This window comes from Kitasatospora sp. NPDC008050, from assembly GCF_042957465.1.
Taxonomy (GTDB): domain Bacteria; phylum Actinomycetota; class Actinomycetes; order Streptomycetales; family Streptomycetaceae; genus Kitasatospora.
Window position 1 is genome coordinate 262,841 of record NZ_JBIBIJ010000010.1, and the last position, 24,004, is coordinate 286,844.

At 72.2% G+C, this 24,004-nt stretch carries 25 protein-coding genes and 1 tRNA gene; 8 read left to right on the forward strand and 18 right to left on the reverse strand.

Annotation, left to right across the window (positions count from 1 at the left end):
* Window positions 1-19: 19 nt before the first annotated feature.
* The 4 genes from ACFZB9_RS21645 to ACFZB9_RS21660 form a co-directional block, all read right to left on the reverse strand.
* Window positions 20-1,321, reverse strand: coding sequence for an acetyl-CoA carboxylase biotin carboxylase subunit family protein (locus ACFZB9_RS21645; RefSeq protein WP_391449425.1), 1,302 nt, complete (start codon window positions 1,319-1,321; stop codon window positions 20-22).
* Window positions 1,318-1,923, reverse strand: coding sequence for a response regulator transcription factor (locus tag ACFZB9_RS21650; protein ID WP_391449427.1), 606 nt, complete (start codon window positions 1,921-1,923; stop codon window positions 1,318-1,320). The genes ACFZB9_RS21645 and ACFZB9_RS21650 overlap by 4 nt, the downstream gene beginning before the upstream one ends.
* Window positions 1,924-1,947: 24 nt before the next feature.
* Window positions 1,948-2,916 (reverse strand): Gfo/Idh/MocA family protein, encoded by a 969-nt coding sequence (locus tag ACFZB9_RS21655; protein WP_391449429.1) that lies wholly within the window; start codon window positions 2,914-2,916, stop codon window positions 1,948-1,950.
* Between the two features lie 111 nt (window positions 2,917-3,027).
* The gene (locus ACFZB9_RS21660; RefSeq protein WP_391449431.1) at window positions 3,028-3,243 is read right to left on the reverse strand and encodes a hypothetical protein; all 216 of its coding nucleotides are present in this window, start codon (window positions 3,241-3,243) and stop codon (window positions 3,028-3,030) included.
* 290 nt (window positions 3,244-3,533) lie between these two features.
* On the opposite strand from ACFZB9_RS21660, the gene ACFZB9_RS21665 reads away from it, so the two are divergent.
* Window positions 3,534-4,874: a cytochrome P450 gene (locus ACFZB9_RS21665; RefSeq protein ID WP_391449433.1), complete on the forward strand. Its 1,341-nt coding sequence runs from the start codon at window positions 3,534-3,536 to the stop codon at window positions 4,872-4,874.
* A 43-nt stretch (window positions 4,875-4,917) separates the two neighbouring features.
* Entirely contained in the window at window positions 4,918-5,313 is a 396-nt protein-coding gene (locus tag ACFZB9_RS21670; RefSeq protein ID WP_391449435.1) for a hypothetical protein, read from the forward strand.
* 100 nt (window positions 5,314-5,413) lie between these two features.
* Here ACFZB9_RS21670 and ACFZB9_RS21675 read toward each other — a convergent pair whose 3' ends face one another.
* The 7 genes from ACFZB9_RS21675 to ACFZB9_RS21705 form a co-directional block, all read right to left on the reverse strand.
* A complete protein-coding gene (locus ACFZB9_RS21675; protein WP_391449437.1) occupies window positions 5,414-6,496 on the reverse strand; it encodes a serine hydrolase domain-containing protein in 1,083 nt (360 codons plus the stop codon).
* On the reverse strand, window positions 6,493-7,251 hold the full coding sequence (locus tag ACFZB9_RS21680) for a serine hydrolase (protein ID WP_391449439.1): 759 nt from the start codon (window positions 7,249-7,251) through the stop codon (window positions 6,493-6,495). The genes ACFZB9_RS21675 and ACFZB9_RS21680 overlap by 4 nt, the downstream gene beginning before the upstream one ends.
* A gap of 150 nt (window positions 7,252-7,401) precedes the next feature.
* The gene (locus ACFZB9_RS21685; protein WP_391449441.1) at window positions 7,402-8,325 is read right to left on the reverse strand and encodes an LLM class F420-dependent oxidoreductase; all 924 of its coding nucleotides are present in this window, start codon (window positions 8,323-8,325) and stop codon (window positions 7,402-7,404) included.
* A 40-nt stretch (window positions 8,326-8,365) separates the two neighbouring features.
* On the reverse strand, window positions 8,366-8,557 hold the full coding sequence (locus ACFZB9_RS21690; protein ID WP_391449443.1) for an acyl-CoA carboxylase epsilon subunit: 192 nt from the start codon (window positions 8,555-8,557) through the stop codon (window positions 8,366-8,368).
* A 12-nt stretch (window positions 8,558-8,569) separates the two neighbouring features.
* Entirely contained in the window at window positions 8,570-10,114 is a 1,545-nt protein-coding gene (locus ACFZB9_RS21695; RefSeq protein ID WP_391449445.1) for an acyl-CoA carboxylase subunit beta, read from the reverse strand.
* Window positions 10,115-10,287: 173 nt separating this feature from the next.
* Window positions 10,288-11,082 (reverse strand): BTAD domain-containing putative transcriptional regulator, encoded by a 795-nt coding sequence (locus ACFZB9_RS21700; protein ID WP_391449447.1) that lies wholly within the window; start codon window positions 11,080-11,082, stop codon window positions 10,288-10,290.
* Between the two features lie 316 nt (window positions 11,083-11,398).
* Window positions 11,399-11,493, reverse strand: a tRNA-OTHER gene (locus ACFZB9_RS21705).
* 174 nt (window positions 11,494-11,667) lie between these two features.
* Here ACFZB9_RS21705 and ACFZB9_RS21710 point away from each other — a divergent pair.
* The 5 genes from ACFZB9_RS21710 to fabI all read left to right on the forward strand — a co-directional run bounded on the left by ACFZB9_RS21710 (window position 11,668) and on the right by fabI (window position 16,836).
* On the forward strand, window positions 11,668-12,660 hold the full coding sequence (locus tag ACFZB9_RS21710; RefSeq protein ID WP_391449448.1) for a DUF2156 domain-containing protein: 993 nt from the start codon (window positions 11,668-11,670) through the stop codon (window positions 12,658-12,660).
* Window positions 12,661-12,863: 203 nt separating this feature from the next.
* Window positions 12,864-13,043, forward strand: coding sequence for a hypothetical protein (locus ACFZB9_RS21715; RefSeq protein ID WP_391449450.1), 180 nt, complete (start codon window positions 12,864-12,866; stop codon window positions 13,041-13,043).
* A 282-nt stretch (window positions 13,044-13,325) separates the two neighbouring features.
* On the forward strand, window positions 13,326-14,429 hold the full coding sequence (locus tag ACFZB9_RS21720) for a fatty acid desaturase family protein (protein WP_391449452.1): 1,104 nt from the start codon (window positions 13,326-13,328) through the stop codon (window positions 14,427-14,429).
* 174 nt (window positions 14,430-14,603) lie between these two features.
* Window positions 14,604-15,986 (forward strand): MFS transporter, encoded by a 1,383-nt coding sequence (locus ACFZB9_RS21725; RefSeq protein WP_391449453.1) that lies wholly within the window; start codon window positions 14,604-14,606, stop codon window positions 15,984-15,986.
* A 79-nt stretch (window positions 15,987-16,065) separates the two neighbouring features.
* Window positions 16,066-16,836, forward strand: a complete 771-nt coding sequence (fabI, locus tag ACFZB9_RS21730; protein ID WP_391449455.1) for an enoyl-ACP reductase FabI — start codon at window positions 16,066-16,068, stop codon at window positions 16,834-16,836.
* Window positions 16,837-16,941: 105 nt separating this feature from the next.
* Here the strand turns inward: fabI and ACFZB9_RS21735 are convergent, their stop codons facing one another.
* The 3 genes from ACFZB9_RS21735 to ACFZB9_RS21745 all read right to left on the reverse strand — a co-directional run bounded on the left by ACFZB9_RS21735 (window position 16,942) and on the right by ACFZB9_RS21745 (window position 18,949).
* Window positions 16,942-17,145 carry a DUF397 domain-containing protein gene (locus tag ACFZB9_RS21735; protein ID WP_391449457.1) on the reverse strand — a complete coding sequence of 68 codons (204 nt, stop codon included), beginning with the start codon at window positions 17,143-17,145 and terminating at the stop codon, window positions 16,942-16,944.
* A gap of 32 nt (window positions 17,146-17,177) precedes the next feature.
* Window positions 17,178-17,702 carry a GNAT family N-acetyltransferase gene (locus tag ACFZB9_RS21740; protein ID WP_391449459.1) on the reverse strand — a complete coding sequence of 175 codons (525 nt, stop codon included), beginning with the start codon at window positions 17,700-17,702 and terminating at the stop codon, window positions 17,178-17,180.
* Between the two features lie 194 nt (window positions 17,703-17,896).
* Window positions 17,897-18,949, reverse strand: coding sequence for an XRE family transcriptional regulator (locus ACFZB9_RS21745; RefSeq protein ID WP_391449460.1), 1,053 nt, complete (start codon window positions 18,947-18,949; stop codon window positions 17,897-17,899).
* A 336-nt stretch (window positions 18,950-19,285) separates the two neighbouring features.
* On the opposite strand from ACFZB9_RS21745, the gene ACFZB9_RS21750 reads away from it, so the two are divergent.
* Window positions 19,286-19,486: a hypothetical protein gene (locus tag ACFZB9_RS21750; RefSeq protein WP_391449462.1), complete on the forward strand. Its 201-nt coding sequence runs from the start codon at window positions 19,286-19,288 to the stop codon at window positions 19,484-19,486.
* Between the two features lie 82 nt (window positions 19,487-19,568).
* On the opposite strand, the gene serS is transcribed toward ACFZB9_RS21750, so the two are convergent.
* The 4 genes from serS to ACFZB9_RS21770 are packed head-to-tail and all read right to left on the reverse strand — an operon-like array spanning window position 19,569 to window position 23,954.
* Window positions 19,569-20,855, reverse strand: coding sequence for a serine--tRNA ligase (gene serS, locus ACFZB9_RS21755; protein WP_391449464.1), 1,287 nt, complete (start codon window positions 20,853-20,855; stop codon window positions 19,569-19,571).
* Window positions 20,848-22,461, reverse strand: a complete 1,614-nt coding sequence (locus tag ACFZB9_RS21760) for an APC family permease (RefSeq protein WP_391449466.1) — start codon at window positions 22,459-22,461, stop codon at window positions 20,848-20,850. The genes serS and ACFZB9_RS21760 overlap by 8 nt, the downstream gene beginning before the upstream one ends.
* A gap of 39 nt (window positions 22,462-22,500) precedes the next feature.
* A complete protein-coding gene (locus tag ACFZB9_RS21765; RefSeq protein WP_391449468.1) occupies window positions 22,501-23,721 on the reverse strand; it encodes a beta-ketoacyl-[acyl-carrier-protein] synthase family protein in 1,221 nt (406 codons plus the stop codon).
* Window positions 23,721-23,954, reverse strand: a complete 234-nt coding sequence (locus ACFZB9_RS21770; protein ID WP_327067866.1) for an acyl carrier protein — start codon at window positions 23,952-23,954, stop codon at window positions 23,721-23,723. Before ACFZB9_RS21770 ends, ACFZB9_RS21765 begins: the two co-directional genes overlap by 1 nt.
* Window positions 23,955-24,004: the final 50 nt, after the last annotated feature.

Consider the following 24,004-nt stretch of genomic DNA (forward strand, 5'->3'; position numbering starts at 1 on the left):
GTTGACTCTCCCTTGATCCTCACTGCTGCCACCGCGCTCCGGCGGCGAACCAGCGCGCCAGCTCGTGGGCCCGCCGCTCCACCTCGGCCGTGTCCGGCCCGGTGAGCACGTAACCCGCCAGGTAGCGGCCGGACTTCTCGCCGCCCTGGTAGTCACGGCCGAGCTCACCACGCAGCCGCTGCTCGACCACGTACCCGGGCGGCTGCCCCGGCAGTGCCAGCAGGGTGCCGTGCTCCGGGTAGCAGACCAGCCAGGCCGCCGCCCGCCCCGCCGCACACCCCGTCACCGTACCGGCCGTGCCCGCCGGTTCGCCGACCTGGGCCAGGAACCACTCGCGGTCCAGGTCGAAGCCGCCGGCGGCCCTGATCGCCGCCGTGGTCAGCGCGCCCCCGGTCCGGCTGGCGACCTCGCAGATCACCAGCTCGTCCGCCGGGGTGTGGAAGACCTCCAGGTGGAAGGTGGTGCACTCGGGCGTCGGCAGCGCGGCCAGCACCCGGCGGGCGTAGCCGATCAGACGCCCCGTCAGCTCCTGGTCGGCGGTCAGCTGCACCGAGCCGAGGTAGCCGCCCGAGCGGTAGGACAGGCAGTCGTTGAGGTAGCGCGAGGCGAAGGCCGCGACCAGCTCGCCGCCCGCCACCAGCCCGTCCACCACGTACATGGTGCCCTCGACGAAGCACTCCACCTCGGCGTGCTCGGGCAGCGGCGCGCGCAGCAGCTCGGCCAGGTCCACCGGGCCGCGCAGCACCTGGGTGCCGGTGGAGCCGGAGCCGTAGGCGGGCTTCACCACCACCGGGTAGCCGTGCCGGCGGACGAAGCCGAACAGGTCGGCCAGCACCCGGATCGGCGCGAACTGCGGTACCAGGATCCCCTGTTCGCGCAGCAGGGTCTTCATCAGCACCTTGTCGCGGAAGGCGATCGCGCTGCTCCAGTGCTGCCCCGGCACCTGCGCCAGCTCCCGCAGCCGGGCCGCCCGCAGCACGTCCCCCTCGGCGCGGGCCAGCACGGCGCGCAGCCGCAGGCGGTCGGCCGCCGCCAGCGCGGCCTGCTCCACCGCGCCGCCGTGCGCGTAGTCGGCCACGGCCAGCGCGCCGGGCACCCGCCCGTACTGCCCGTGCTTGTCGGCCGCCACCAGCAGGTGCAGCCGCAGGTCGGTGCCGGCCGCCCACTGGTCGTACGGCGTGTCGGCGTGGTCGCTGTCCACCAGGACGAGGACGTCCCGCGCGGCGGAGCGGCTCTGCTCGGCCGTCGGTCGCGGCTCGTGCGGGTGTCGGTCGGCGTGCTGCCCGGGCCGGTCCTGCGGCCCGGCCGTACCGCCGGTCACGACGCCCAGCCGTACGCCATCGCCGCTCGGACCAGGTCCGCCTTGTTGCCCAGGCCCAGCTTGGCCCGGGCCCGCTTGACGTAGGTGTCCACGGTGTGGCGGCTGACCCCCATCCGGCGGGCGGCCTGGTCGTGGGTGAAGCCGTCGGCGAGCAGCCGCAGCACCTGCTGCTCGCGGGCGGAGAGCTCCGCCGCCGCGCCCGGTACGGCGGCCTGCCGGCCCGCCCCGGCGGCGCACCGGTTCGGCAGCGGCCGCACCCGCGACCGACTGGCCGCGGCGTGCACCGCGGCGGCCAGGGTGCCCGGCTCGGCCCGGTCCAACAGGTAGCCGCTGACGCCGGGTTGGGCCTGCGTCGGGGCCGCGGCGGCCAGCACCAGGACGCAGGACGCGCGGGCCGCGGCGGCCGCCGTGACCGGCGAGCGCTCGGGGACCTGATCGGTGACCAGGACGTCGAAGCGGGCGGGCAGGTGCCCGTCCGCTCCGGCGGCCCCCGGCGGACCGGCGTGCAGTTGGTGGACCCGCATGTCCGGCGCCTCGGTCAGGGCCCGACTCACGGCCCACTCGATGAGCGGGTGCTCGTGGCTCACAGCGATCTGATACATCGCAACCTCACATCGTGGTGCTGGTCATGGTTCACTCACCGCTGCGGGGCCGCCATCGGCGGACCCCCTCAGACCTGCCATCAGCCGGGTCACGGCACGGGTGCTCTCCAGGTCGCAGCGGCGCGGACCGGTCCCGGTGCGGATCGCCTCGACCATCTCGCGGTAGACCGCGGCGCGCAGCTCGGTGCCGCCACGGGTGGGCCACAGCTGGTCGGACTCCCCGATCTCGGTGCGCAGCACGCCGCCCTCGACACAGAGCGTGCGGTCGGTACCGAGCACGTGCAGGTGCTCCGCGCGGGCCGCCGACTCGCTGGTCAGCGTCAGGCACAGGTTCGCCCCGCCGGCGAACTCGACCACCGCGGACAGTCGGCTGTCGATGCCCGGGGCCACCTCCCGGCGCGCGGCGGGCCCTACCGTGCGCGGCGGGCCGAGCAACTGGCAGGCCAGGTCCAGGTAGTGCACCCCCAGGTGCGCGCCGACCCCGCCCAGCGCGGCGGCCGGATCCGCCCGCCAGCCCCCGCGCCGGTAGTGGGCCGGCGGCCGGAACCGCGACACCAGCAGCGTGGCGGTCACGGCCGCACCCGACCAGTCGAGCGCGAGCACCGGGTCCGGCACCCGCAGCCGGTGCTGGACCATCACCCCGACCGAGCGGCCCGCCCGGGCCGCCGCCTCGGCCAGCCGGTCGATCTCCCGCTCGGAGGCGGCCGGGGGCGTCTCCAGCAGCACCGACTTGCCCGCCTCCAGCGCCTGGCAGGCCAACTCGGCCCGGCCGCCCGGCGGTACGCAGAGTGCCACCAGCTCGATCTCGGGGGTGGCCAGCAGCTGTGCCCAGCTGTCCACCCGGCGCAACGGGCCGGTGTCGACCCGCGGGTCGGCCTCCAGCACCGCGCCCGCCCGGGCCTCGGGCAGGCCCGCGAGCGCCTCGGCATGCTGGCGGCCCGCCACCCCGAACCCGACGATCCCGACGCTGACCGCCCCCGTCGCCCTGCTCATCGCGTGTTCTTCTCCCTGGGTTCCCGGCCGCTGCGGACTCGTCGCCGACACTCTCAGCCGCCACGGCCTCGTCGCCGCTGCCCGACTTCTGCCCGGTACCGCCGTGGCGGTCTACCACCAGCCGTTGTCGTTCGGGTTGTTCGTCGGCGTGCCCGACGTCGGCGCCGCGGCGGCCTGGCTGATCAGACCGTGGTGGCCGGTCCCGGCCGGCCACGCGCCGTGGTGGCCGGCCTCCACCAGGCCCGGACCGGCGGCCGCGCCGGCCCCGGCGACGAGCAGCGCCAGCAGGGCGAACGCGGACAGGCGGGTACGAATGATCGCAGACATGGTTGGCCCCCAACTCAAGGTCTATGGAAGCGATTACCGGCCGCCTCCCCGACGGCCGATTCCCTCACGGGCTCGCACCACCCACTCTGCTCACTTCCGTCACCTCACTCAAGTGATACGGGCGGCGACCACCAGTCATGGCCGGGAGAAGACAGCAGGCCCCCTCGTCTCAGCATCTGGACCATCGCTCGTCCGACATCCGGGCAGCGTGGCGGATGCGCGCCACCACCGCCACCGGAGTCCTCGCGGAAAATATTGACAGTTCTGCCACTTTCTCTAGGGTGGACCGCATGACCCAGCCAACCCAGGCCAGTCCCACCCCATCTGACGCTGCGTCAGATCTTCCCTCGCTCCCCCGGCGGCGCGGCTGCCCGTTCGACCCCGACCCCGAGTACGCCCGGCTGCGCGAGGAGCGGCCGGTCAGCCGGATCGCCTTCCCCAGCGGCGGCTCCGGCTGGCTGGTCACCCGCTACGCCGACGCCCGGGCGGTGCTGGCCGACCCCGCGTTCAGCTCCCGGCTGAGCACCGGCTCCCCGCACGTGCGCCGGACCCTCATCCCGCTGCCCGAGCAGGCCCTGCCGGGGGCCCTGCTGCGCCTGGACGGCGCGGAGCACCGCAGCTACCGGCGGCCGGTGATCCAGGCGTTCACCGTCCGGCGGGTGCAGCAACTGCGGCCACGGATCCAGCGGATCGTCGACGAACACCTGGACGCGATCGAGCACACGGCCCGGCGCTCCGGCGGGGCGCCGGTCGACCTGGTGGCCGAACTCGCGCTCCCGGTCACCTCGCTGGTCATCTGCGAGCTGCTCGGGGTGCGCTACGAGGACCGCGCCACCTTCCAGGGCCTGGCCGGGCGGCTGCTGACCATCGACATCACCCCGGAGCAGGCCGCGCAGGCCCGGCTGGAGCTGGGCGCCTTCCTGTCCGACCTGGTCGCCGCCAAGCGGCTCGACCCCGGCGCCGACCTGCTCAGCACGCTGATCGCGCAGGCCGACGCCGATCCGGACGGCCCGCTGAACGACCTGGCGCTCACCGTGCTCGGCTCGCTGCTGCTGATCGCCGGCCACGAGACCACCGCCAACATGATCTCGCTCGGCGCCCTCACCCTGCTCCAGCACCCGGAGCAGCTCGCCGCCCTGCGCGCGGAGCCCGCACTGGCCGACCGCGCGGTGGAGGAGCTGCTCCGCCACCTGACCATCATCCAGTTCGGCCTGCTCCGGGTCGCCACCCGGGACACCGCGGTGGGCGGGCGGGCGATCCGCGCCGGCGAGCAGGTGGTGGTCGCGCTGCCGGCCGCCAACCGCGACCCGGACCTCGGCCGCGGCGCCGGCCCGGAACTCGGCCTCGGCGCCGGCCCGGACCTCGGCCTCGGCGCCGGCCCGGACGCAGTCGGCCTCCGGCCGGACCTGGAGCAGCTGGACATCACCCGCCCGCCGACCGCGCACCTGGCCTTCGGCTTCGGACCGCACCAGTGCCTGGGCCAGCAACTCGCCCGCGCCGAACTGCAGATCACCCTGACCTCGCTCTTCGCCCGGCTCCCCGCCCTGCGCCTGGCCGAGCCGCTCGATCAGGTGCCGTTCCGCGACGACATGATCATCTACGGCGTCCACCGCCTGCTGGTGACCTGGTGACGCACCGGGCCGTGGCACGGCCGTAGGCACTACTCTGTCGGCCATGTCGAAACATGACGGCCTGCTCGTCGACATCGCCACCATGGTGGAGTCCGAGCGCAGCAATCAGATGCCCATGACCGTCGTCGTGCCGGGGGCAGTCATCACCGGCCGACTGGCACCCGAGAGCCTGTGGCGGGAACGGGTGGCCGAGGTGCTCGCGGCCTCGGACCACCTCAAGCCCTTCGCCGGCCTGTTCGCGGCACCCACCGCGCCTGGCAGTCCGACCACGCACGTCGCCGAGCGCGCCCCCGGCGAACCGACCCACCTGCACCTGCACGTCGCCCGGATCCTGCAGGGCAGCTTCGGCCTGCCGCACACCGGCGGCATGTACCGCATCGCCATCGCCGACGTGAGCAGCTGGACGGTCGGCGACCTCAGCTACTCCGACGACCAGTAACTTAACCGCCCCCGCGAACCTCCCTGACCGGCGCGGACCCGTGCCGGTCAGGGTCGGTCCGGACACGCCCTACCGCCCGGAGAGATCCGCCGGACCGGCCCTACGCGAAGACCAGCGCGCGGAAGGCGTTGCGGATGTCCGTGAGCGGCTGGCGTTCGCGCGTGTGGAAGACCTTGTTGGTCAGCAGCACCGCCCAGCGCCCGGGTCCCGGCGCGATCCACAGGCCGGTGCCGGTGAAGCCGTAGTGCGTCCAGATCCCCTCGGCCGGGCCGGTGCCGGGCGCCAGGTGCCAGAACAGCCCGCGCTGCGGCTGCAGTTCGCCGGTCTGCACGCGCAGCGACTCGGACGTCCAGGCCGGGCCGACGCCGTGCCGGGCGGTCCCGGCCGCGCTCCCCGCACCGGCCCCGGGGGCCAGCAGGTGACGCAGGAACACGCCGAGGTCGCCGGCGGTCGAGAAGACCCCGGCGCTGCCGCAGACCCCGCCGAGCAGCCGGGCCGAGGGGTCGTGGACGATGCCCTGCCAGTGCGCGCCGCCGGCCTGGTCCAGCTCGGTGGGCGCGCAGCGGGCCGCCGCCGCGGCGGGCAGCGGGCCGAACCGGGTGGCGCGCATCCCGAGCGGGGCCCAGATCCGCTCGGTGGCGAGCCGGTCCAGCGGCTCGCCGGTCAGGTGCTCCGCCAGGTAGCCGAGGATCAGCGCGGCCCGGTCGGTGTACTCCACCGCCTCGCCGGGCGGCCGGTGCGGGGCCGCCCGCAGCACGCCGGGGCGGATCACTGCCGGGTCCCGCCCGTACAGCGCCTCCAGCTGGGCCCGCAACGGCAGCCCGGCGGTGTGGGTGAGCAGGTGGCGGGCGGTGACCCGGCCGAGCGGGTGGCCGGCCGGCTCGGGCCAGTAGCTGCCCAGCGGCTGGTCCAGCGGCAGCCGGCCGGCCTCCCACAGGCCGCCGAGGACGGCCCAGACGCTGAGGATCTTGGTCAGGCTGGCCAGGTCGAAGAGGGTGTCCGCGCGCATCGGCAGCTCGGGCCGCCGGGGGTCCGGCACGCCCACCGTGCCGCTCGCCAGGCTCCCGGTGGCGTCCCCGACGGCCCAGACCGCGCCGGGGTACACGTGCTCGCGGACGCCGTCGGCCAGCAGCCGGTGGATCCGTTCGGTGCCGGGCACCCAGCAGGCGGTCCGCTCCGTCACGGCCGTCCGCCCGCCAGCTCGTGGCGCCGCGCCCAGGCCCGGGCGGAGAGCCGCGCCAGCAGCGCGGCGGCCGGGTCCCCCTCGGCCGCCCCCGAGGCCAGCGGGCCGGTGTAACAGACCGCGATCAGATAGGGCGCGGTGTCGGGCGGCCGGACCAGGCCCACGCTGTGCCGCACGCCGGTGAACCAGCCGTTCTTGAAGGCGATCCGGGCGCCGGGCGGCAGTCCGGCCGCCAGGTCCACCCGCCAGATGTTGCGCTCCAGCAGCCCGAGCGGCTCCGGCTCCAGCGATCGCACCAGCCGGATCAGGTCCAGCGCGGTGACCTGGTTGCGCACCCCGGCCGCGCGGGCCCGGGCGTCCTCGATGCCGCGCGGGCTCGCGCTGTTCGTCGCGCCGGCCGCCCGCCACGCCCCGGCGACCGCCTCGCGGCCGACCTGGGCCAGGCAGAGGTTGGTGGCCAGGTTCGAGGAGTGGGTGATCATCCGCTCGGCCAGCCAGCGCAGCGGGGCCCGGCCCTGCTCGATGCGCTGCCAGGGCTCCGGATCGCTGTCGTAGCCGGGGTCGTTGGCGAAGCTGCCGCCCACCGCGGACTCGAAGCGGTTCACCACCGGCACCTCGGCGTCCAGGTCCAGCCCGCTGCGGTGCAGCGCGGCCAGCACGGCCACCTTCATGGTGCTGGCCGCCTCGTGCGGCTCCTGCGCGTTGTGCAGCACCACCGGTGCGCCGTGCAGTGGTCCAGCGGCAACAGACAGCATCCACGCCTCCGTTCGGTTCGCCCCGCCCGGCCGCCCACCGGCACCCGCGCCGTGACTCGACTCACCGTGACGGAGCGTCCCACGGTCCGTCAATCCTGCCGCACCGCAGCGGCCCGGGCAGGCCGGGGCGCGGCAGCCCGGGCGGGCCGGCTACCCCAGCTGGGGCCTGACCTGCGCGGCGATCAGCTCCAGGTGGTCCAGATCGTGCAGGTCCAGCATCTGCAGGTAGATCCGCCCGCTGCCCGCCTCCCGGTAGCGCGCGATCCGCTCGACCACCTCGCCGGGCGTGCCCGCCAGGCCGTTGGCCTTCAACTCCGCCACGTCACGCCCGATCACGGCCGCCCGCCGGGCCACCTCGGCGTCATCGCGGCCGACGCAGGCGACCAGCGCGTTGGAGTAGACCAGGTCGTCGCCCGAGCGCCCGCGCGCCTCGGCGGCCGCCCGCACCCGTCCGATCTGCGTCACCGTGTCGGCCACCGAGACGAACGCCATGTTGAACTCGTCCGCGTACCGCGCCGCCAGCGCCGGTGTCCGCCGGGGCCCCTTGCCGCCGACCAGCACGGGCACCCGCGCCTGCACCGGCTTGGGCAGCGCCGGGCAGTCGGTCAGCCGGTAGTGCTCCCCGGCGAAGGAGAACCGCTCCCCCACGGGGGTCCGCCACAGCCCGGTGATGATCTCCAGCTGCTCGGCCAGCCGGTCGATCCGCCGCTCGGGGAACGGGATCCCGTACGCCTGGTGCTCCGCCTCGAACCAGCCTGCCCCGAGCCCGAGTTCGACCCGGCCGCCGCTCATCGCGTCGACCTGGGCCACCTGGATCGCCAGCACCCCGGGCAGCCGGAAGGTGCCCGCGGTCATCAGCGTGCCCAGCCGGATCCGCTTGGTCTCCCGCGCCAGCCCGGCCAGCGTCACCCAGGCATCGGTCGGCCCCGGCAGCCCGTCCCCGTCCCCCATCCGCAGGTAGTGGTCCGAGCGGAAGAACCCGCTGTAGTCGAGCTCCTCCGCCGCCTGGGCAACGGCCAGCAGGGTCTCGTAGGAGGCGCCCTGCTGCGGTTCGGTGAAGATACGAAGGTCCATACCGGCATCATCACCCGGGGCCCACCCGGCTACACGCACATCACGCCGGGCTCGGTGGCCGGCTGTGCCAGCTGTGCGGGGCCTCGAAGCCGTCCGGCTGCCAGGCCGAGCCGGCGCCGGTGGCCCGCGAGGCGGCGCCCGCCGCGGCGCGGGCCAGCAACACGGCGGTGAGCACAGCCAGTTCCTCGGCGGTGGCCTCGCCGCGCCGGACCCGGATCTCGATCGCGGTCATCGCCCGGTCCCCTTACTGCGGAGGGTTGCCGTGCTTGCGGGACGGCCGGTCGGCGTGCTTGGTGCGCAGCATCTCCAGGGACTGGATCAGCACCTGCCGGGTCTCCGCCGGGTCGATCACGTCGTCCACCAGGCCGCGTTCGGCCGCGTAGTAGGGGTGCATCAGCTCGGTCCGGTAGGCCTTGACCAGCTCGGCCCGCTTGGCCTGCGGGTCGTCGGCCTCGGCGATCTGCTGGCGGAAGATGACGTTGGCCGCCCCCTCCGCACCCATCACGGCGATCTCGTTGATCGGCCAGGCGTAGGTCAGGTCCGCGCCGATGGACTGCGAGTCCATGACGATGTAGGCACCGCCGTAGGCCTTGCGCAGGATCAGCGAGATCCGCGGCACCGTGGCGTCGCAGTACGCGTACAGCAGCTTGGCGCCGTGCCGGATGATGCCGCCGTGCTCCTGGTCCACACCGGGCAGGAACCCGGGGACGTCCAGCAGCGTCACGATCGGGATGCTGAACGCGTCGCAGAGCTGGACGAAGCGCGCGGCCTTCTCGGAGGCGGTGATGTCCAGCACGCCGGCCAGCGACTGCGGCTGGTTGGCGACGATGCCCACCACGCGGCCGCCCAGCCGGGCCAGCACGCAGATGACGTTGGTGGCCCAGCGCTCGTGCACCTCCAGGTACTCGCCGTGGTCGACGATCTCCTCGATCACCGCGCGCATGTCGTAGGGGCGGCTGCCGTCGACCGGGACCAGCTCCAGCAGCGCCTCGCAACGGCGGTCGGCCGGATCGTCGCAGACCTCCGCCGGCGGGGTCTCCCGGTTGTTCTGCGGCAGCAGCGACAACAGGTAGCGCACCTCGGCGATGCAGGACTCCTCGTCGTCGTAGGCGAAGTGGGCCACCCCGGACCGCTCCGCGTGGACGTCGGCGCCGCCCAGCCCGTTCTGGCTGATCTCCTCGCCGGTCACCGCGCGGACCACGTCGGGCCCGGTGATGAACATCTGCGAGGTGTCGCGGACCATGAAGACGAAGTCGGTGAGCGCCGGGCTGTACGCCGCGCCTCCCGCGCAGGGCCCGAGCATCACGCTGATCTGCGGAATCACCCCGGAGGCACGGGTGTTGCGGCGGAAGATGCCGCCGTAGCCGGCCAGCGCGGTGACGCCCTCCTGGATCCGGGCTCCCGCACCGTCATTGAGGGAGACCAGGGGCGCGCCCGCGTTGAGCGCCATGTCCATGATTTTGTGGATCTTCGCCGCGTGCGCCTCGCCCAGTGCCCCGCCGAAAATCCGGAAGTCGTGGGCGTAGACGAAGACCGTCCGCCCGCCGACGGTTCCCCAACCGGTGATCACACCGTCGGTGTAGGGCCTCTTCAGCTCCAGACCGAACCCGGTCGCCCGGTGCCGGCGCAGCGGCTCCACTTCGCGGAACGAATCATCGTCCAGCAGCAGCGCGATGCGCTCACGTGCCGTCAGTTTTCCCTTGGCCAGCTGCGCGGCGGTGGCACGGGCACTGGGTCCGTCCAGCACCTCCTGCCGTATATGTGCCAGCTCCTCGATCTGGGATATCATCTCTTCCCTTCCATTCGGCCGGGCACGGGACGCGGTACGGTCCAGGAACAGACGTGAATTCCCTGCCCCGATGCGAGGGGACGATTAGCCTCCTGTCGGTCGATGGTGGCAGCCGACACTGACCGGGCACTGACACACGACGGCCCGGACCGCCGTGCCAAGCCACCTGCCCGTCAGGCCAGTTGAAGAGCCGGGGTGCGCGCGGCGCCGTCCAGGTGCGGGGCGTGCGAGAGGATCGCGTGCTCCAGGCGCTGCAGCGCGGGGGACGGCTCGATCCCCAGCTCCTCGGAGAGGTTCTGCCACATGAGGCGGTAGAAACCCAGTGCGTCCGCCTGCCGCCCGGACCGGTAGAGCGCGACCATCAGCTGCTCGCAGAAACGCTCGCGCAACGGGTGGTTGCGGTGGGCGTCCTGGAGTTCGGGCAGGATCGCGGCGTGCCGGCCCAGCCGGAGCTCCGCGTCGAAGCACAGCTCCATGGCCCGCATCCGGTGCTCCTCGTACCGGGCCCGGGCGAGCTGGCAGGACGACCCGCCGGTGAACCCGCCGAACACCGGTCCGCGCCACATGGCCAGCGCGTCCCGCAACAGGGTCGCGGTTGCCGCCGGATCGGCCTGGGAGAGGACCTCGGCCTGACGGACCGCCTTGATGAACTCGACGGCGTCCAGCACGGCGTCCCGCAGACAGAGCCGGTATCCGGAGGGGTGAATGGTCAGCCGGGCCCCCGGATAATCCGGTTCCAGGGTCTTCAGCTTCCTGCGAAGCCGGCTGATGTGCGCCTGAAGTGCGTTGGACTCGTTGTCCGGAAGAGCGTCGCCCCACATCTCGTCTATCAGGCTTTCGCCGGAGATGGACTGGCCCTCGTTGACGAGCAGAGTCAGAACGAGCGTCCGCTGGAGGTCGCCGGAGATCTCGGCGGCCCCCAGGGCCGTTCTGATCTCCAGGGCTCCGAGGATCGAGAAACTCAGCATGCTGCCCCCTTGGCTTCTCAAAGCAAACGATGCAGTGAATCATGGTTGCACGGCTACTCTTGAGTTTCGCTTGAGTACCGGCTGTCCTCTTGTCGCTACCGGACAAGGGCACGTCCAGGGGTGGCCGGAGCCGGCCGTCGAACTCCCCGGCGGACCCGCTCCGCCTGGCGGTGCGAGCACCGGCCGGCTGCGCGGCGGGTGGGACACCAGGGCACCTGGCGCCCTGCGGCCACCCGTGGTGCCGGTGATCGCGCGGTGCCCGCCCGGCTGGAAAACACAAGGCCGCCCGAGGGCGGCGGGCCCTCGGGCGGCACGGCGGAGAAGGCAGGATTCGAACCTGCGAAGGCGGCCTGCGCCACCCGACCGGACCAGCGGGCCCGGCCCCCGATCAACCACTCCGGGCACCTCTCCGTATTCCCGGCCCGGTTTCCCGTGCCGTTCACGAGAAGAACTCTGCCAGCCGTCTCTGACGCCCAACTGACGGTTCCCTGACGCGAATTCGAAGAGCAATTCAGGCCTTCCCTGAAATGGCTGCCTGTGCTCTACTCTCACCGACATCCACCCTTCGCGAGAGGATGCGATTCCATGTCTCCGACGGCTACCGCCGATCCGATTCTCGCAGCAGTGCGGCAGCACACCCTGGCCGAGAATCCCAGCTCATTTCTGACGCTCAACAGCGGGAACAGCGTGTTCACGGCGCCCGGTCTCGACGGCGTCATCGTCTACCGGCGCACCGGCCGGCACGTGGTGCAGTTCGGCGGCCCGTTCGCCGCACCGGACGACTACGAGACGCTCGCCGAGCGCTTCATCGACCACGTCCGGGAGCAGGACCTGAGCCTGGTCGGCGTGCAGTTGCAGCGCCACGACGCCGAGCGCTACGCGCGACGCGGCTTCACCGTGAACCAGGTCGGCGCCTCCTGGGCGGTCCGGATCCCCGACCACACCCTGCGCGGCTCGCGCTTCATGCAGCTGCGCAACAAGATCTCGCGCGCCCTGCGCAACGGCCTCCAGATCAGCGAGGTACCGGCCGAGGACTGGGCCGACGGCATCAGGACGATCGACGGCGCATGGCTGGCCTCCAAGGGCGGCGCGAGCCAACTGGAGTTCCTGGTCGGCCAGATCGGCGGCGAGGCCCAGGCGCAGCGCCGGCTCTTCGTCGGCACCATCGACGGCGCCCCGGTCGCCTACATCTCCTACTCCCCGGTCTACGGCAGCCGGGCCGGCTGGATGCACGACCTCAGCCGGCGGCTGCCGGAGGGCTCGCCGGGCCTGATGGAGGCCATCAACGCGCACGCCACCGAGGTCTTCCGCAGCGAGGGCGTCGAGTGGCTGCACTTCGGGTTCACCCCGTTCACCGGCCTGGACGCCACGCACGAGATCGAGGGCTACAGCCCCGCCTTCCAGTGGCTGATGCACGCCCTCTGGGCCGAGGGCGCGGCCCTCTACCCCGCCCAGACCCAGCTGAACTACAAGCAGAAGTGGGCCCCGGACCTGACCATCCCCGAGTACGTCGCCTTCGACGGGCAGGCGTCACTGGCCTCCTTCGCGCACATCTTCCGGGCCTGCGGGGCCTTCTAGTGCCGCGTCAGGCAACTTTTGCCCGTCAAGGAGCGGCGTTCGGTGCGTGCTATCGGCGTGCCGGCCGGAAGCCCTCGTACTGGACGTACTTGGGCTTTCGGCCGGTGCGGCGAGAGTGCGTGCCGGGCGTCGCGACGGGGCGAAGGTTGCCTGACGCGGCACTAAGTCACCGCGGCCTTCCCACCCACGCAGAGGAGCCGGACATGTCCGACGACCAGTCCCCGGCCGGTACGGCCGACCCGATCGAGACCCTCCAGCACGCCATGGTCGAGGGGCTCATGGGCGTCATCGGTGCGCCCGATGACGCCGACGTCGCCGCCGCCGGCGACGAGATCGTCCGCAAGCTCGACGCCGCGCTGCGCGCCACCGCCGACGCGGCCTGACGCGGCGCCAGTTCCCAGGCCGGCCCGGCTGATCAGTCGAGTGTCAGTTCCACATCAGGCCGACCCAGAACGCTGTTCGATGAGCTCGATCGCCGCCCGGCCGGGGCGGCACGCGTGCGCGCCACCCCGGCCGGCCTGATCCCTCGGGCGCTCCGCCGGAGCACGACCAGCCGCTCCGCGCCGGAGCACCGCCGGCTCCTCGCCGCGCCGCTCGTCCACCCGCGCTCACGGGTGCGGCACCGCAGCCGCCTGTCGGCGGCTTCATCTCGCAAGGAGAGATCCATGCAGCCTCAGCCTGTCCAGACCCGAACACGCGCGGCGGGGCCGGGGTCCCCGGCCGCCGCGCCGCAGCGTGTCGGCGCGTCCGCCACGTTCTCCGAGTTGCTCGCCCGCGTCAAGGCCGAAGGGCTGATGGACCTCGACCAGGGGTACTACGTGCGGCGGCTGATCCTCAACACCGGCCTGATCGTGGCCGGTCTGGCCGCGTTCTTCCTCATCGGCGACTCCTGGTGGCAGCTGGTCGTCGCCCTGTGGATGGGCCTGTGCGGCGGGCAGTCGGCCTTCATGTGGCACGAGGCGGGCCACAAGGCCATGTTCCACAACAAGAAGGTGTCCTCGGCCGTCGGCTACTTCCACGCCAACCTGGTCAACGGCGTGAGCTACGGCTGGTGGGTCAACCACCACAACCGCCACCACAGCAACCCCAACCACCTCGACATGGACCCGGACATCGGGCGCCGCACCGCGATCTTCGACCTCAAGCAGTACCGGACCCGCACCGGCGTGCAGCGCTTCATCGTCCGCTACCAGAGCGTGCTCTTCTTCGTGCTGCTGGTGCTGGAGTCGTTCAAGATGAACCGCACCGCCTTCCAGTCCATCGCCCAGGGCAAGACCAAGCGGCCGGTGCTGGAGACCGTCCTGCTGGTGGCGCGCGCGGTGTTCTACCTGGTCGCCGTCTTCACCGTGCTGAGCCCGGTGCTCGCGGTGGCGTTCATCCTGGTGCAGTACGCCGTGCTGGGCGTCTACTTCGGCATGATCTTCGCGCCCAACCACAAGGGCATGGAGGTGCGTGACGGCGAGGCGGAGACCCTCGACTGGCTGGCCCGCCAGGTGCTGACCTCCCGCAACATCCGGCCCTCGGTGCTCATCGACTTCCTCTACGGCGGTCTCAACTACCAGATCGAGCACCACCTCTTCCCGGCCATGCCGCAGAACCACCTGGGGCGCGCCCGGGTGCTCACCCGCGAGTACTGCGCGGAGCGCGGCATGCCGTACCACGAGGTCGGCTTCTGGGCCTCCTACCGCGAGGTCGCCTCGTTCCTGCACGAGGTCAGCGCCCCCGTGCGCAGCGGGGAGGCGGACGCGGCCCTGCGGCAGGCGGCCTGAACCGCGCACCTCACCCGTCCCGTCCGAGTGCCCCACCACTCCCGAGTGCCCCCAACTCCCGGTGTACCGCGAGCCATCGGTCGTCCGGTCTCCGGGCCCGAGTGCCCGGGACCGCCCTGCGGTCCCGGGCGATCTGTTTCCCACGGGCGATCTGTTTCCCAGGAGTCATTCACCATGTCCCAGACCATCACCGGCCCCCGCCTCTCCCCCGGGCCCACCCCGGCCTCGATCGGAGCCCGGCTGGACCGGATGCCGATCGGCCCGGTCCACCGCCGGCTCACCGCCGTGATCGGCGCCGGGCTGCTCTTCGACACCTTCGAGAACAACCTCTCCGGCACCATCGGCAAGGTGCTCCAGCACAAGTTCGCGATGGACGCCACCACGCTGAAGTTCGTGCTGGCCTCCGCGTTCATCGGCCAGTTCCTCGGCTCGCTGGTAGTCGGCCGCATGGCCGACCGGTTCGGCAGACGCCGGGCCTTCCTGCTCAACCTCGCGCTCTACTCCGGCTTCTCCCTGGTGGGCGCCTTCTCGCCGAACGCCACCTGGCTGATCGCCACCCGGTTCATCGCCGGCATCGGCATCGGGTCCGAACAGGCACTGGCCGACTGCTACCTGGCCGACGTGCTGCCCGCCTCCCGGCGCGGACGGTTCATCGCCTGGGCCTACACGCTGGCCTACTGCGGGGTGCCCGCGGTGGGCTTCGCGGCGCTGTGGCTGGTGCCGCTGTCGCCGCTCGGGCTGGCCGGCTGGCGCTGGCTCTTCCTGATCAGCTCGCTCGGCTCCGCCGTGGTCTGGGTGCTGCGCCGCAACCTGATCGAGTCGCCCCGCTGGCTGGCCGCACGCGGCCGGGTCGCCGAGGCCGACGCGCTGGTCACGGTGATGGAGGACGGCCGGGCGACGGCGCGGCCGGCTGCTGCTGCCGCCGCCGAGTCGGCGGCGGCTCCCGCGCAGCGGGTTCGCGGGGCCTTCGATCCGGGGCTGCGGCGGCGCACCGTGATGCTGTGGATCCTGTGCATCCTCTCGGTGGTCGGCTACTACGGCTTCGGCACCCTGGTACCGCAGATCCTGGCCGCCAAGGGCTACGGAATCGTCGCGAGCCTGGGCTTCACCGCCCTGTGCTTCCTCGGCTACCCGGTGGGCTCCGCGCTGGCGGTGCCCGTCGTCGAGCGGATGGAGCGGCGCACCCTGCTGGTCCTCGCGGCCACCGCGATGGCGCTGACGGGGCTCGGCTTCGGCGTGGCCCGCTCGCCGGAGCTCATCGTGGCACTCGGGTTCGTCTACACGCTGTGCAGCAACGTCTTCTCCAGCGTCTCGCACGTCTACCTGTCCGAGCAGTACCCGACCGAGATCCGCGGCGGCGCCTCCGGGGCCGCGTACTCGCTCTCCAAGCTCTCGGCGGGCGCGCTGCCCTTCATCCTGCTGCCGGTCCTCCAACACCACGGCGCCGACGCGCTCTTCGAGGTCATCGCGGCCACCACGGTGGTGATGGTCGTCAGCGTCCTGGCCCTGGGCGGGCGCACCACCGGCGTCTCGGTCGACCGGGTCCTCTCCAAGTGATCCCTCCGCTCCCGCGAACTCCCCTCCACCGAAAGGGACTTCTCATGTCGAACAGCACAGCCCCCGGCCCGGTGACCGTATGAGCGGCCTGCTCGCGGGCAAGCGCCTGCTGATCACCGGCGTGGTCACCGAGTCCTCCATCGCCTTCCAGGCCGCCCGGATCGCCCAGGACGAGGGGGCGGAGGTGGTGCTCACCGGTTTCGGCCGGCTCAGTCTGGTCGACCGGATGGCGCAGCGCCTGCCCAAACCCGCGCCCGTGCTGGAGCTCGACGTCACCGACCAGGCGCACCTGGGCTCCCTGGCCGACCGGGTGCGCGAACTGACCGGGGACGACGGACACCTCGACGGCGTGCTGCACTCCATTGCCTTCGGCCCGGCCGGCGCCTTCGACTTCCTCACCGGCACCTGGGAGGACGTCGGCACCGCCGTCCACGTGTCGGCCTACTCGCTGAAGTCGCTCGCGGTCGCCTGCCTTCCGCTCATGGAGCGCGGCGGCGCCCTGGTCGGCCTCACCTTCGACGCCCAGGTCGCCTGGCCGCGCTACGACTGGATGGGCGTGGCCAAGGCGGCGCTGGAGTCCACCAACCGCTACCTGGCGCGTGATCTGGGCGCCCAGGGCATCCGCTGCAACCTGGTGGCGGCCGGCCCGATCCGCTCGATGGCCGCCAAGTCCATCCCCGGCTTCGCGGACCTGGCCGACGGCTGGGACGCCCGCGCACCGCTGGGTTGGGACCAGACCGACCCCGCCCCCACCGCCCGCACCGCCGTGGCACTCATGTCCGACTTCTTCGCCGCCACCACGGGCGAGATCGTCCACGTCGACGGCGGCGTCCACGCGATGGGGGTGTAGGGCGGATATCTGCGGGGCCGCACGTAGCCGCCCACCCCTGGCAAGGTGGGCGGCACCAAGCGCGGACCAACCGCCGGCAGTACCGGGGCAAGGCTCCGTTGCTGATCAGAGCAGGTGGTCGAACTCGCCCGCCTTGACACCGAGCACGAAGGCGCGCAGACGCGCACGGTCGGTGGTGACAATCGTGTCAGGATCGAGCGACTCCCGGATGTGGATCAGCTCGGCGTCACCCGGTGCCAACTCGACGGAATTCCCGTCATTGCTGCCGCTGAAAGTGGACTTCTGCCAAAGGAGCATGTGCGCGATCACCTTTCGGAGTTGATGAACTACGTGACGGCTGGTCAGCCCAGCTCGCGCAACATCACCGCGTAGCGAGGCGAGTCGGGGAAGGGCTGCCGATCACCAACCTTCCGGTAGCCCCACGACTCGTACAGAGCCTGGACCTTCGGGTGGTCCGGATCGACCAGCAGCACGGCCAGCGCTTCTTCCCGGCTCCCCATCAGCGCTTCGTGCAGGTGCTCGGACACCCCGGTCCTGCGCCACCTCGGACACACCATCAGCTCGGAGAACGCGAACGTCGAGTCCCGCTCCGGGGCGGGCACGACGTGCTCCCGCCACCACTCCCGGCCGGTCTTCGCCGGCGCGCCGTAGGCGAACCCGACCGGTTCGCCGGCGTCGAACCCGACCACGCACGCGAAGCCGTCCAGGCCCGACCAGTGATCCACGAACCACGGGAACCGTTGCACGAACGGGTCGTCCATCTGGTCCGCGTAGGCATCCGCGTGGACGCCCAGCAGCAGGTCTCGGAAGTCCTCCGGCAGCTCGCCGTGGCGGTAGTGCCGTAGCTCGATCACGATCGGCTCCATTCGGTACGGAAGCGGTCCGCCCACTCTCGCGCAGCAGGGGCGGTCGCCGAAAGGGTCAGCAGATCGCGGTAGAAGTCCCCGAGCAACGTCCGAATCCGGGCGGGGATCGGCGCCTCCGTCATCAGGTCGAACACCGAACCGGCCGTGGCGGTCGCGTGCTCGGCGTCGCCCTGATGGAGTTGGGCGAGCGCCAGTCACGCGGTAGCCAGCGCCCGGTTGCGGCGGAAACGCTCCGGCAACGTCGCCAGCGCCCGGTGCGATGCCCATTCGGCCTGCTCGGCGTCACCGAGCCGATCCCGGGCAATCGCTGTCAGCGCGTGCAGTTCGGCCGGTCCGTAGAACGCCATCCACGTCGGGCGCGGCTGATCGCAGGCCCGGCCAAGGGCGTCGCCGGCGAGCCCGAGCGACCGCAGCGCGCCCTGACGGTCCCCGCAGTTCGCGAGCCCAACGGCAGTGCGGGCATGTGCCAGCGACGCGAAGAGTGGATCCTGGCGGGTGATCCCCGTCCGCTGTGCGGCGCGCCCGGCTGCCACGGCGTCCCCGTGGCGGCGCTCCTGGTTCGCCAGGATCGCGATCGAGTTCCACACCCGTAGCTGCGCGGTCGAGTCCTGCGCGAGGCCGGCCAGCGTCGCACACCGGTCGAGATGCTGCCGGGCCCGGTCGGGTTCCCGCGCGTCGATGCACGACCAGGCCGCGAGTGCCGTGAAGTCGGCCGCGACACTGAACAGGCGTCGCCGCACACGTTCGCCGGCGGTGCTGTTCTGCTGCAAGTCGATCACCTGTCGGGCGCCGGCAAGCGCAGCGCGTTCGAGCGTCGCGTGTCCGCCCTGGTGATCGTCCAAGGCATCCAGTGCCTGGAGACCGGCGCGCATCCGGCCGACGTCCGAGAGGCCGACGGTGTGGCGGGTGGCGAGCATCGGGGCAGCGACCGCTGCTGCGGCGGTCGGCCCGGCCGTGATGAAGGTACGGCGCCGCACTGGTTCCTCCGAGAGCGACACGGAGCGTTGGCCCCGTGGGGTGAAGCCGAGCTGTTCGGCCGTGCAGTCGAATACTGCTTCCAAGCCTGCTCGTTGACGCGCGTTGGGCCAGCCGGTCCTGCCGGCTACCCAGTTGTGCACCGTGCGTTCGGTACAGGTCCCGTACCGACCTGTCAGAGCTTCGGTGTGGGTGTTGATCCTGTGGGCCAACTCGACATGACTGATACCGAGTTCGGCAATGGCTTGGCGGAGTGCGGCATTGTCACCCATAGACGCACGGTAGCGCTGTCGTTACTCTCGGCGCAGATGTTCGGGTAAAGAGCGCGCCAAAATTTCCGGCCTCGTGCCAGCAGGACCGTCGCACTTTTCCTTACCGATGGACCCCTGACGGTCGTTCACTGGTTGCGTCGCCCGGAGCGACCAGCGACGTGGTGATCTACACGCCCGGCGAAGAGTTGGACGGCGAATCCTCATTAACGGGCCGAGTCATCCAACACCGCCCACCGAACAGCGGCAGGACCAACGGTTGACGGTGGATCATGTCGAGGTACTCTCCGAGGCAGAATCAACACCCGCCACTGGGGCGGGCAACAGACGGAGGGACCAATGCCCGAGATGACTACCTGGTTCACCAAGGCAGTTGTTACCGGTGCCGCGGCGGTCGCCGTTGCGCTGGCCATCGCGGCGCCGCTGCAGACTGCAGCCCACGCATCGGTGTCCACCGCTTCCGGGGCCCACACGCTTGCCGACTCCGCCGGCTCGACGGAGATGCAGCCTGACGGGCACTACCTGTCAGACCCCCTCTGAACCGGTTGGGGGACAGCAGCAGGGCCCGGCCGGGTCTCCCCCGGCCGGGCCCTGCTGCTGCGCGCAGTGCCTGGTCCTTCTCCTAGTCCGGGGCGGTGCCGCCGCCCGGGAGCAGGCGGCGGAAGCCGGTGTAGAGGAGCAGGGCGTCGGGCAGCAGGACCGAGCCGTCCGCCTGGAGGCCCTGCTCCAGGAGGGCCGCGATGGTGCGGCCGATCGGGAGGGCCGAGCCGTTGAGGGTGGCCGCTGGGCCCTTGCGGCCGTCCGGGGTCTTGCAGCGGATGCCGGCCCGCCGGGCCTGGAAGGTGCCGCAGTCGGAGACGGAGGAGATCTCCCGGTAGGAGTCGCTGCCGGGCAGCCAGACCTCGATGTCGTAGGTGACCCGGGCCGAGAAGCCCAGGTCTCCGGCGGGCAACTGGACGACGCGGTAGCTCAGTTCGAGCCGTTTCAGGCACTCCTCGGCGTGCGCCACCATGAGCTCGAACTGTTGCGGCGCGTCCTCGGCGGCGCAGATCCGGACCAGCTCGACCTTCTCGAACTGGTGCAGCCGCAGCACCCCGCGGGTGTCCCGGCCGTAGGCGCCGGCCTCCGCGCGGAAGCACGGGGTGCGGGCGGTGAAGGCGTAGGGCAGTTCGCGGGTGTCCAGGGTCTGGCCGGCCACCATGTTGGTCAGCGGCACCTCGGCGGTGGGGATGAGGAACAGCTCGCGACCACCGACCGACGTCGCGAACAGGTCCTCCTCGAACTTGGGCAGCTGCCCGGTGCCGGTCATCGTCTCCCGGTTCACCAGGAACGGCACCGCGTACTCGGTGTACCCCTGCTCCTGGGTGTGCAGGTCCAGCAGGAAGTCGGCCAGGGCCCGCTCCAGGCGGGCGCCGGCGCCCCGGCTGAGGTTGAACCGGGCGCCGGAGAGCTTGGCGGCGGTTTTGGTGTCGAAGATGCCGAGGTCCTCGCCGATGTCGGCGTGGTGACGTGGCGTCACTCCCGGGGTGCGGACGGTCGGGCCGATCCGTCGCAGCTCCACGGCCTCCTTCTCGGAGTCGCCGTCCGGCACCGAGTCCAGCGCGATGTTCGGGATCCCGAGTGCGAGTGCCTCGAACTCCTGCTCGGCGGTGCGGACTTCGGCCTCGGCGGTCTGGGTCCTGGCGCGCAGCTCGCGGGCCGCCTCCTTGGCCTCCTCGGTCGGCGGGCCGGCCTTGCGGGCCCGCGTGGCGGCGTTGGCCTCGGCCCGCAGCCGGTCGACCTCGCCCTGGGCCTCGGCCCGGCGCTGGTAGGCGGCGGCGAAGCCCTCGCGGTCGAAGGCGAACTTGCGGCGGGCCAGCCGGCGCACCGCCTCCGGGTCCCTCTCGATCAGCTCACGCGGATCATGCATGGCGTTCTCCGGAATCAGCGTGGGACATGGACAGGACGGCGCCCGCCGCGACCGCCGCCGCCAGGTCGGCGTCGACGTCGATCTCGGGGACCGCGACCGCCACCGGGGCGGGCGCGCGGACGGGAGCGGGGGCGGCAACGGGTGCGGGAGCGGACTCCGTCACCAGGTGCGCCGTGCCCAGCCGCTGGTAGGTCGAGCGGCGGGCGGAGCGCAGCCAGGCGGCGGTCAGGAAGCCGAACACCACCACGGCGACCGCCAGCCAGGGCAGGTCGGCCACCAGCACGTTGGTGGAGCCGGTCAGCATGCTGAAGTTGCCCACCACCAGCCACACCGAGACGACCAGCCCGGCGAAGCCGACCAGCGGGATGACCACCTCGCGCAGCCAGCTGCCGCCGCGGGCGCCGCCGCGCAGCCGCGACACGACCACGGAGAGCGCGGCCACTGCCTGGAGCACCACGATGCCCAGCGTGCCCAGGCCCAGCATGCTGGTGGTCATCGAGGTGTACGGGTTCAGCCCGGCCAGGGCGAAGCCGGCGGCCACCACCGCCGTCAGCACGGTCTGCACCACGCTGGCGCGGTGCGGCGAGGCGAACCTGGGGTGCTGCTCGGCCAGCCCGGCCGGGAGCAGCCCGTCCGCCGCCAGCACCTGGGCGTAGCGGTTGGCGGCGCTGTGCAGGGCGAGGGTGGCGGCGAACAGGCTGGTGCAGAGCATGACCTGCAGGCAGGTGTTGCCGGCGGTGCCGAGGTAGCTGTTGCCGAGGTCGAAGAAGAGGTTGCCCAGCTCGGTCCCGGCGACCTCCTTCAGCCGTCCGGTGCCGACCGCGCCCACCGCCAGCCAACTGGTCAGCGCGTAGAAGCCGGCGATCAGCACCACCGCACCGTAGGTGGCACGCGGCACGCTGCGGCGCGGGTCCTTGGCCTCCTTGCCGTAGAGGGCGGCCGACTCGAAGCCGATGAACGAGACGAACGCGAACATCAGCGCCACGCCGGTGCCCGGGCCGGTCATGCTGTGCTCGGAGAAGGAGGAGGCGGGCAGCGCGTGGGTGCCGTGCTTGACCAGGATCGCGACGTCCAGCGCGAACAGGATCCCGATCTCGCCGAGCATCAGCAGGGCCAGCAGCCTGGCGCTGGCCCCGATCTCGCGGTAGCCCAGGACGGCCACCAGCGCGATGCCCACCCCGGCACACCACTCCCAGGGCACGTTGAGGCCGTGCTGCGCCAGGATGATCTGGGTGAAGTAGCCCAGCGCACCGGCCAGTCCGATGGTGGCGCAGTTGTAGGAGAGCAGGGCGAGGTACCCGGTCGCCACCGCCGGCGGCCGGCCCAGGTCGGCTGCCGTGGAGGCGTAGAAGCCGCCCGATCCGCCCGTGCGGCGGGCGCTGACCGCGTACCCCACCGAGAAGCAGAGCAGGGTGATGCCGGCGAAGGCGAAGGCCGCCGGCACCCCCGCGCCGTTCCCGAAGGCGAACGCCAGCGGCACCGTGCCGACCATGGCCGACAGCGGTGCCGCCGCGGCGACGATGAGGAAGAGGATGTGACGAGTGGTCAGCCGGCCGGCCGGAGCGGCCGAGGCCTCCGGCCGGCGGGTGGGTCTGTTGTCGGGCATGGCAGCTCCAGGAGGAGGGCGTGGTGGGCCGGGGAGGGGTCAGGCGGGTGCGATGGCGAGCACGGTGTTCTGCCCGCCGAAACCACAGGAGTTGCTCAGCGCCAGGTCGATCGGCATGTGCGAGAGGTTCTGCGCCAGCTTGATGTCGATGCGCGGGTCGGGCAGGAACAGGTTGGCGGTGGGCGGCACCGTCTCCCTCTCCACGCTCAGCACCGAGAACGCCGCCTCCACCGCCCCGGCCGCGCCCAGCAGGTGGCCGGTGACGCCCTTGGTGGAGGTGACCAGCGGGCTGCCGGTGAGCACCCGGTAGATCATCCGGGCCTCGGCCAGGTCGTTGAGCGGGGTGGAGGTGCCGTGCGCGTTGACGTGCTGCACGTCCTCGGGGTCCGCGCCCGCGTCGGCCAGGGCCGCGCGGACGGCCGCCTCGACGCCGGCGCCGTCGGGGTGGGGCGAGGTGATGTGGTGCGCGTCGGCGGTGGCGCCGTAGCCGATGATCCGGCCGCGGATGCGCGCGCGACGGGCCCGGGCGTCGGCGACCCGCTCCATCACCAGGATCCCGGCGCCCTCGCCGGCCACGAAGCCGTCCCGGTCCGCGTCGAACGGGCGGGAGGCGGTGGCCGGGTCGTCCTGGCGCTTGGAGAGCGCGCCCATCTGGGCGAACCCGGCCATCACCAGGGGCGTGATCATGGCTTCGCTGCCGCCGGCCAGCACCACGTCACAGCGGTTGAGGGCCAGCAGGTCCCGGGCCGTGCCGATGGCGGTGGCGCCGGAGGCGCAGGCCGTGGCGACCACCAGGTTGGGACCGGTGGCGCCGAACTCGATGGCGGTCTGACCCGCCAGCATGTTGGGCAGTTGCTTGGGCAGCAGCAGCGGGGAGACCCGGTCCGAGCCCTGCTCGCGCAGGACCTGGTGCTGCTGCTCGACCGTGCCGGGGCCGCCGTCCGCGCAGCCGAGGACCACCCCGACCCGAGCCCCGTCCCAGGTGGCGGGGTCGAGGCCGGCGTCGGCGATGGCTTCCCGGGCGGCGACCAGGGCGAACTGTACGAACCTGTCCAGGCGGTGGGCCCGGCGGGCATTCAGCAGGCGTTCGGGATCGAAGTCGGGCACCCGGCACGAGATCCGCACCGGGTTGCCCGTAAGGGCCGGATCGAGCGCGGCGGGGGAACGGCCCCCGCACACGCTCGCCCAGCTCGCTTCGACACCCACGCCGCCTGGTGTGACCAGCCCCAGACCGGTGACCGCGATGTCGATGCCGGCCATCAGACCTTCGCGCTCCGCTCCTCCATGAGTCGCACCATGTCGGCGACGGTCTCGGCCTCCAGCAGTTCGTCGTCGCTGATGTCGAGGCCGAACTCGGCCTTCAGCAGGAGCGACAGCTCCACCACGGCCAGCGAGTCGAGCTCGATGTCCTCGCGGGTGGCCTCCGGAGTGATGGCCTCGGGCGAGATCTTGAGAGTGTCGACCAGGATTTCCCTGAACTGATCCAGCTGCATGGCAGTTCCCTTTCGTTGACTGAAGGTAGGTGGAACTTCGGGCAGGGTGA

Coding starts and splice junctions, on each gene's coding strand:
- ACFZB9_RS21650 (WP_391449427.1), bottom strand. CDS start 1,923: ATGTATCAGATCGCTGTGAGCCACGAGCACCCGCTCATCGAGTGGGCC.
- ACFZB9_RS21655 (WP_391449429.1), bottom strand. CDS start 2,916: ATGAGCAGGGCGACGGGGGCGGTCAGCGTCGGGATCGTCGGGTTCGGG.
- ACFZB9_RS21660 (WP_391449431.1), bottom strand. CDS start 3,243: ATGTCTGCGATCATTCGTACCCGCCTGTCCGCGTTCGCCCTGCTGGCG.
- ACFZB9_RS21665 (WP_391449433.1), top strand. CDS start 3,534: ATGACCCAGCCAACCCAGGCCAGTCCCACCCCATCTGACGCTGCGTCA.
- ACFZB9_RS21670 (WP_391449435.1), top strand. CDS start 4,918: ATGTCGAAACATGACGGCCTGCTCGTCGACATCGCCACCATGGTGGAG.
- ACFZB9_RS21680 (WP_391449439.1), bottom strand. CDS start 7,251: ATGCTGTCTGTTGCCGCTGGACCACTGCACGGCGCACCGGTGGTGCTG.
- ACFZB9_RS21685 (WP_391449441.1), bottom strand. CDS start 8,325: ATGGACCTTCGTATCTTCACCGAACCGCAGCAGGGCGCCTCCTACGAG.
- ACFZB9_RS21690 (WP_391449443.1), bottom strand. CDS start 8,557: ATGACCGCGATCGAGATCCGGGTCCGGCGCGGCGAGGCCACCGCCGAG.
- ACFZB9_RS21695 (WP_391449445.1), bottom strand. CDS start 10,114: ATGATATCCCAGATCGAGGAGCTGGCACATATACGGCAGGAGGTGCTG.
- ACFZB9_RS21700 (WP_391449447.1), bottom strand. CDS start 11,082: ATGCTGAGTTTCTCGATCCTCGGAGCCCTGGAGATCAGAACGGCCCTG.
- ACFZB9_RS21710 (WP_391449448.1), top strand. CDS start 11,668: ATGTCTCCGACGGCTACCGCCGATCCGATTCTCGCAGCAGTGCGGCAG.
- ACFZB9_RS21715 (WP_391449450.1), top strand. CDS start 12,864: ATGTCCGACGACCAGTCCCCGGCCGGTACGGCCGACCCGATCGAGACC.
- ACFZB9_RS21720 (WP_391449452.1), top strand. CDS start 13,326: ATGCAGCCTCAGCCTGTCCAGACCCGAACACGCGCGGCGGGGCCGGGG.
- ACFZB9_RS21725 (WP_391449453.1), top strand. CDS start 14,604: ATGTCCCAGACCATCACCGGCCCCCGCCTCTCCCCCGGGCCCACCCCG.
- fabI (WP_391449455.1), top strand. CDS start 16,066: ATGAGCGGCCTGCTCGCGGGCAAGCGCCTGCTGATCACCGGCGTGGTC.
- ACFZB9_RS21740 (WP_391449459.1), bottom strand. CDS start 17,702: ATGGAGCCGATCGTGATCGAGCTACGGCACTACCGCCACGGCGAGCTG.
- ACFZB9_RS21745 (WP_391449460.1), bottom strand. CDS start 18,949: ATGGGTGACAATGCCGCACTCCGCCAAGCCATTGCCGAACTCGGTATC.
- ACFZB9_RS21750 (WP_391449462.1), top strand. CDS start 19,286: ATGCCCGAGATGACTACCTGGTTCACCAAGGCAGTTGTTACCGGTGCC.
- serS (WP_391449464.1), bottom strand. CDS start 20,855: ATGCATGATCCGCGTGAGCTGATCGAGAGGGACCCGGAGGCGGTGCGC.
- ACFZB9_RS21760 (WP_391449466.1), bottom strand. CDS start 22,461: ATGCCCGACAACAGACCCACCCGCCGGCCGGAGGCCTCGGCCGCTCCG.
- ACFZB9_RS21765 (WP_391449468.1), bottom strand. CDS start 23,721: ATGGCCGGCATCGACATCGCGGTCACCGGTCTGGGGCTGGTCACACCA.
- ACFZB9_RS21770 (WP_327067866.1), bottom strand. CDS start 23,954: ATGCAGCTGGATCAGTTCAGGGAAATCCTGGTCGACACTCTCAAGATC.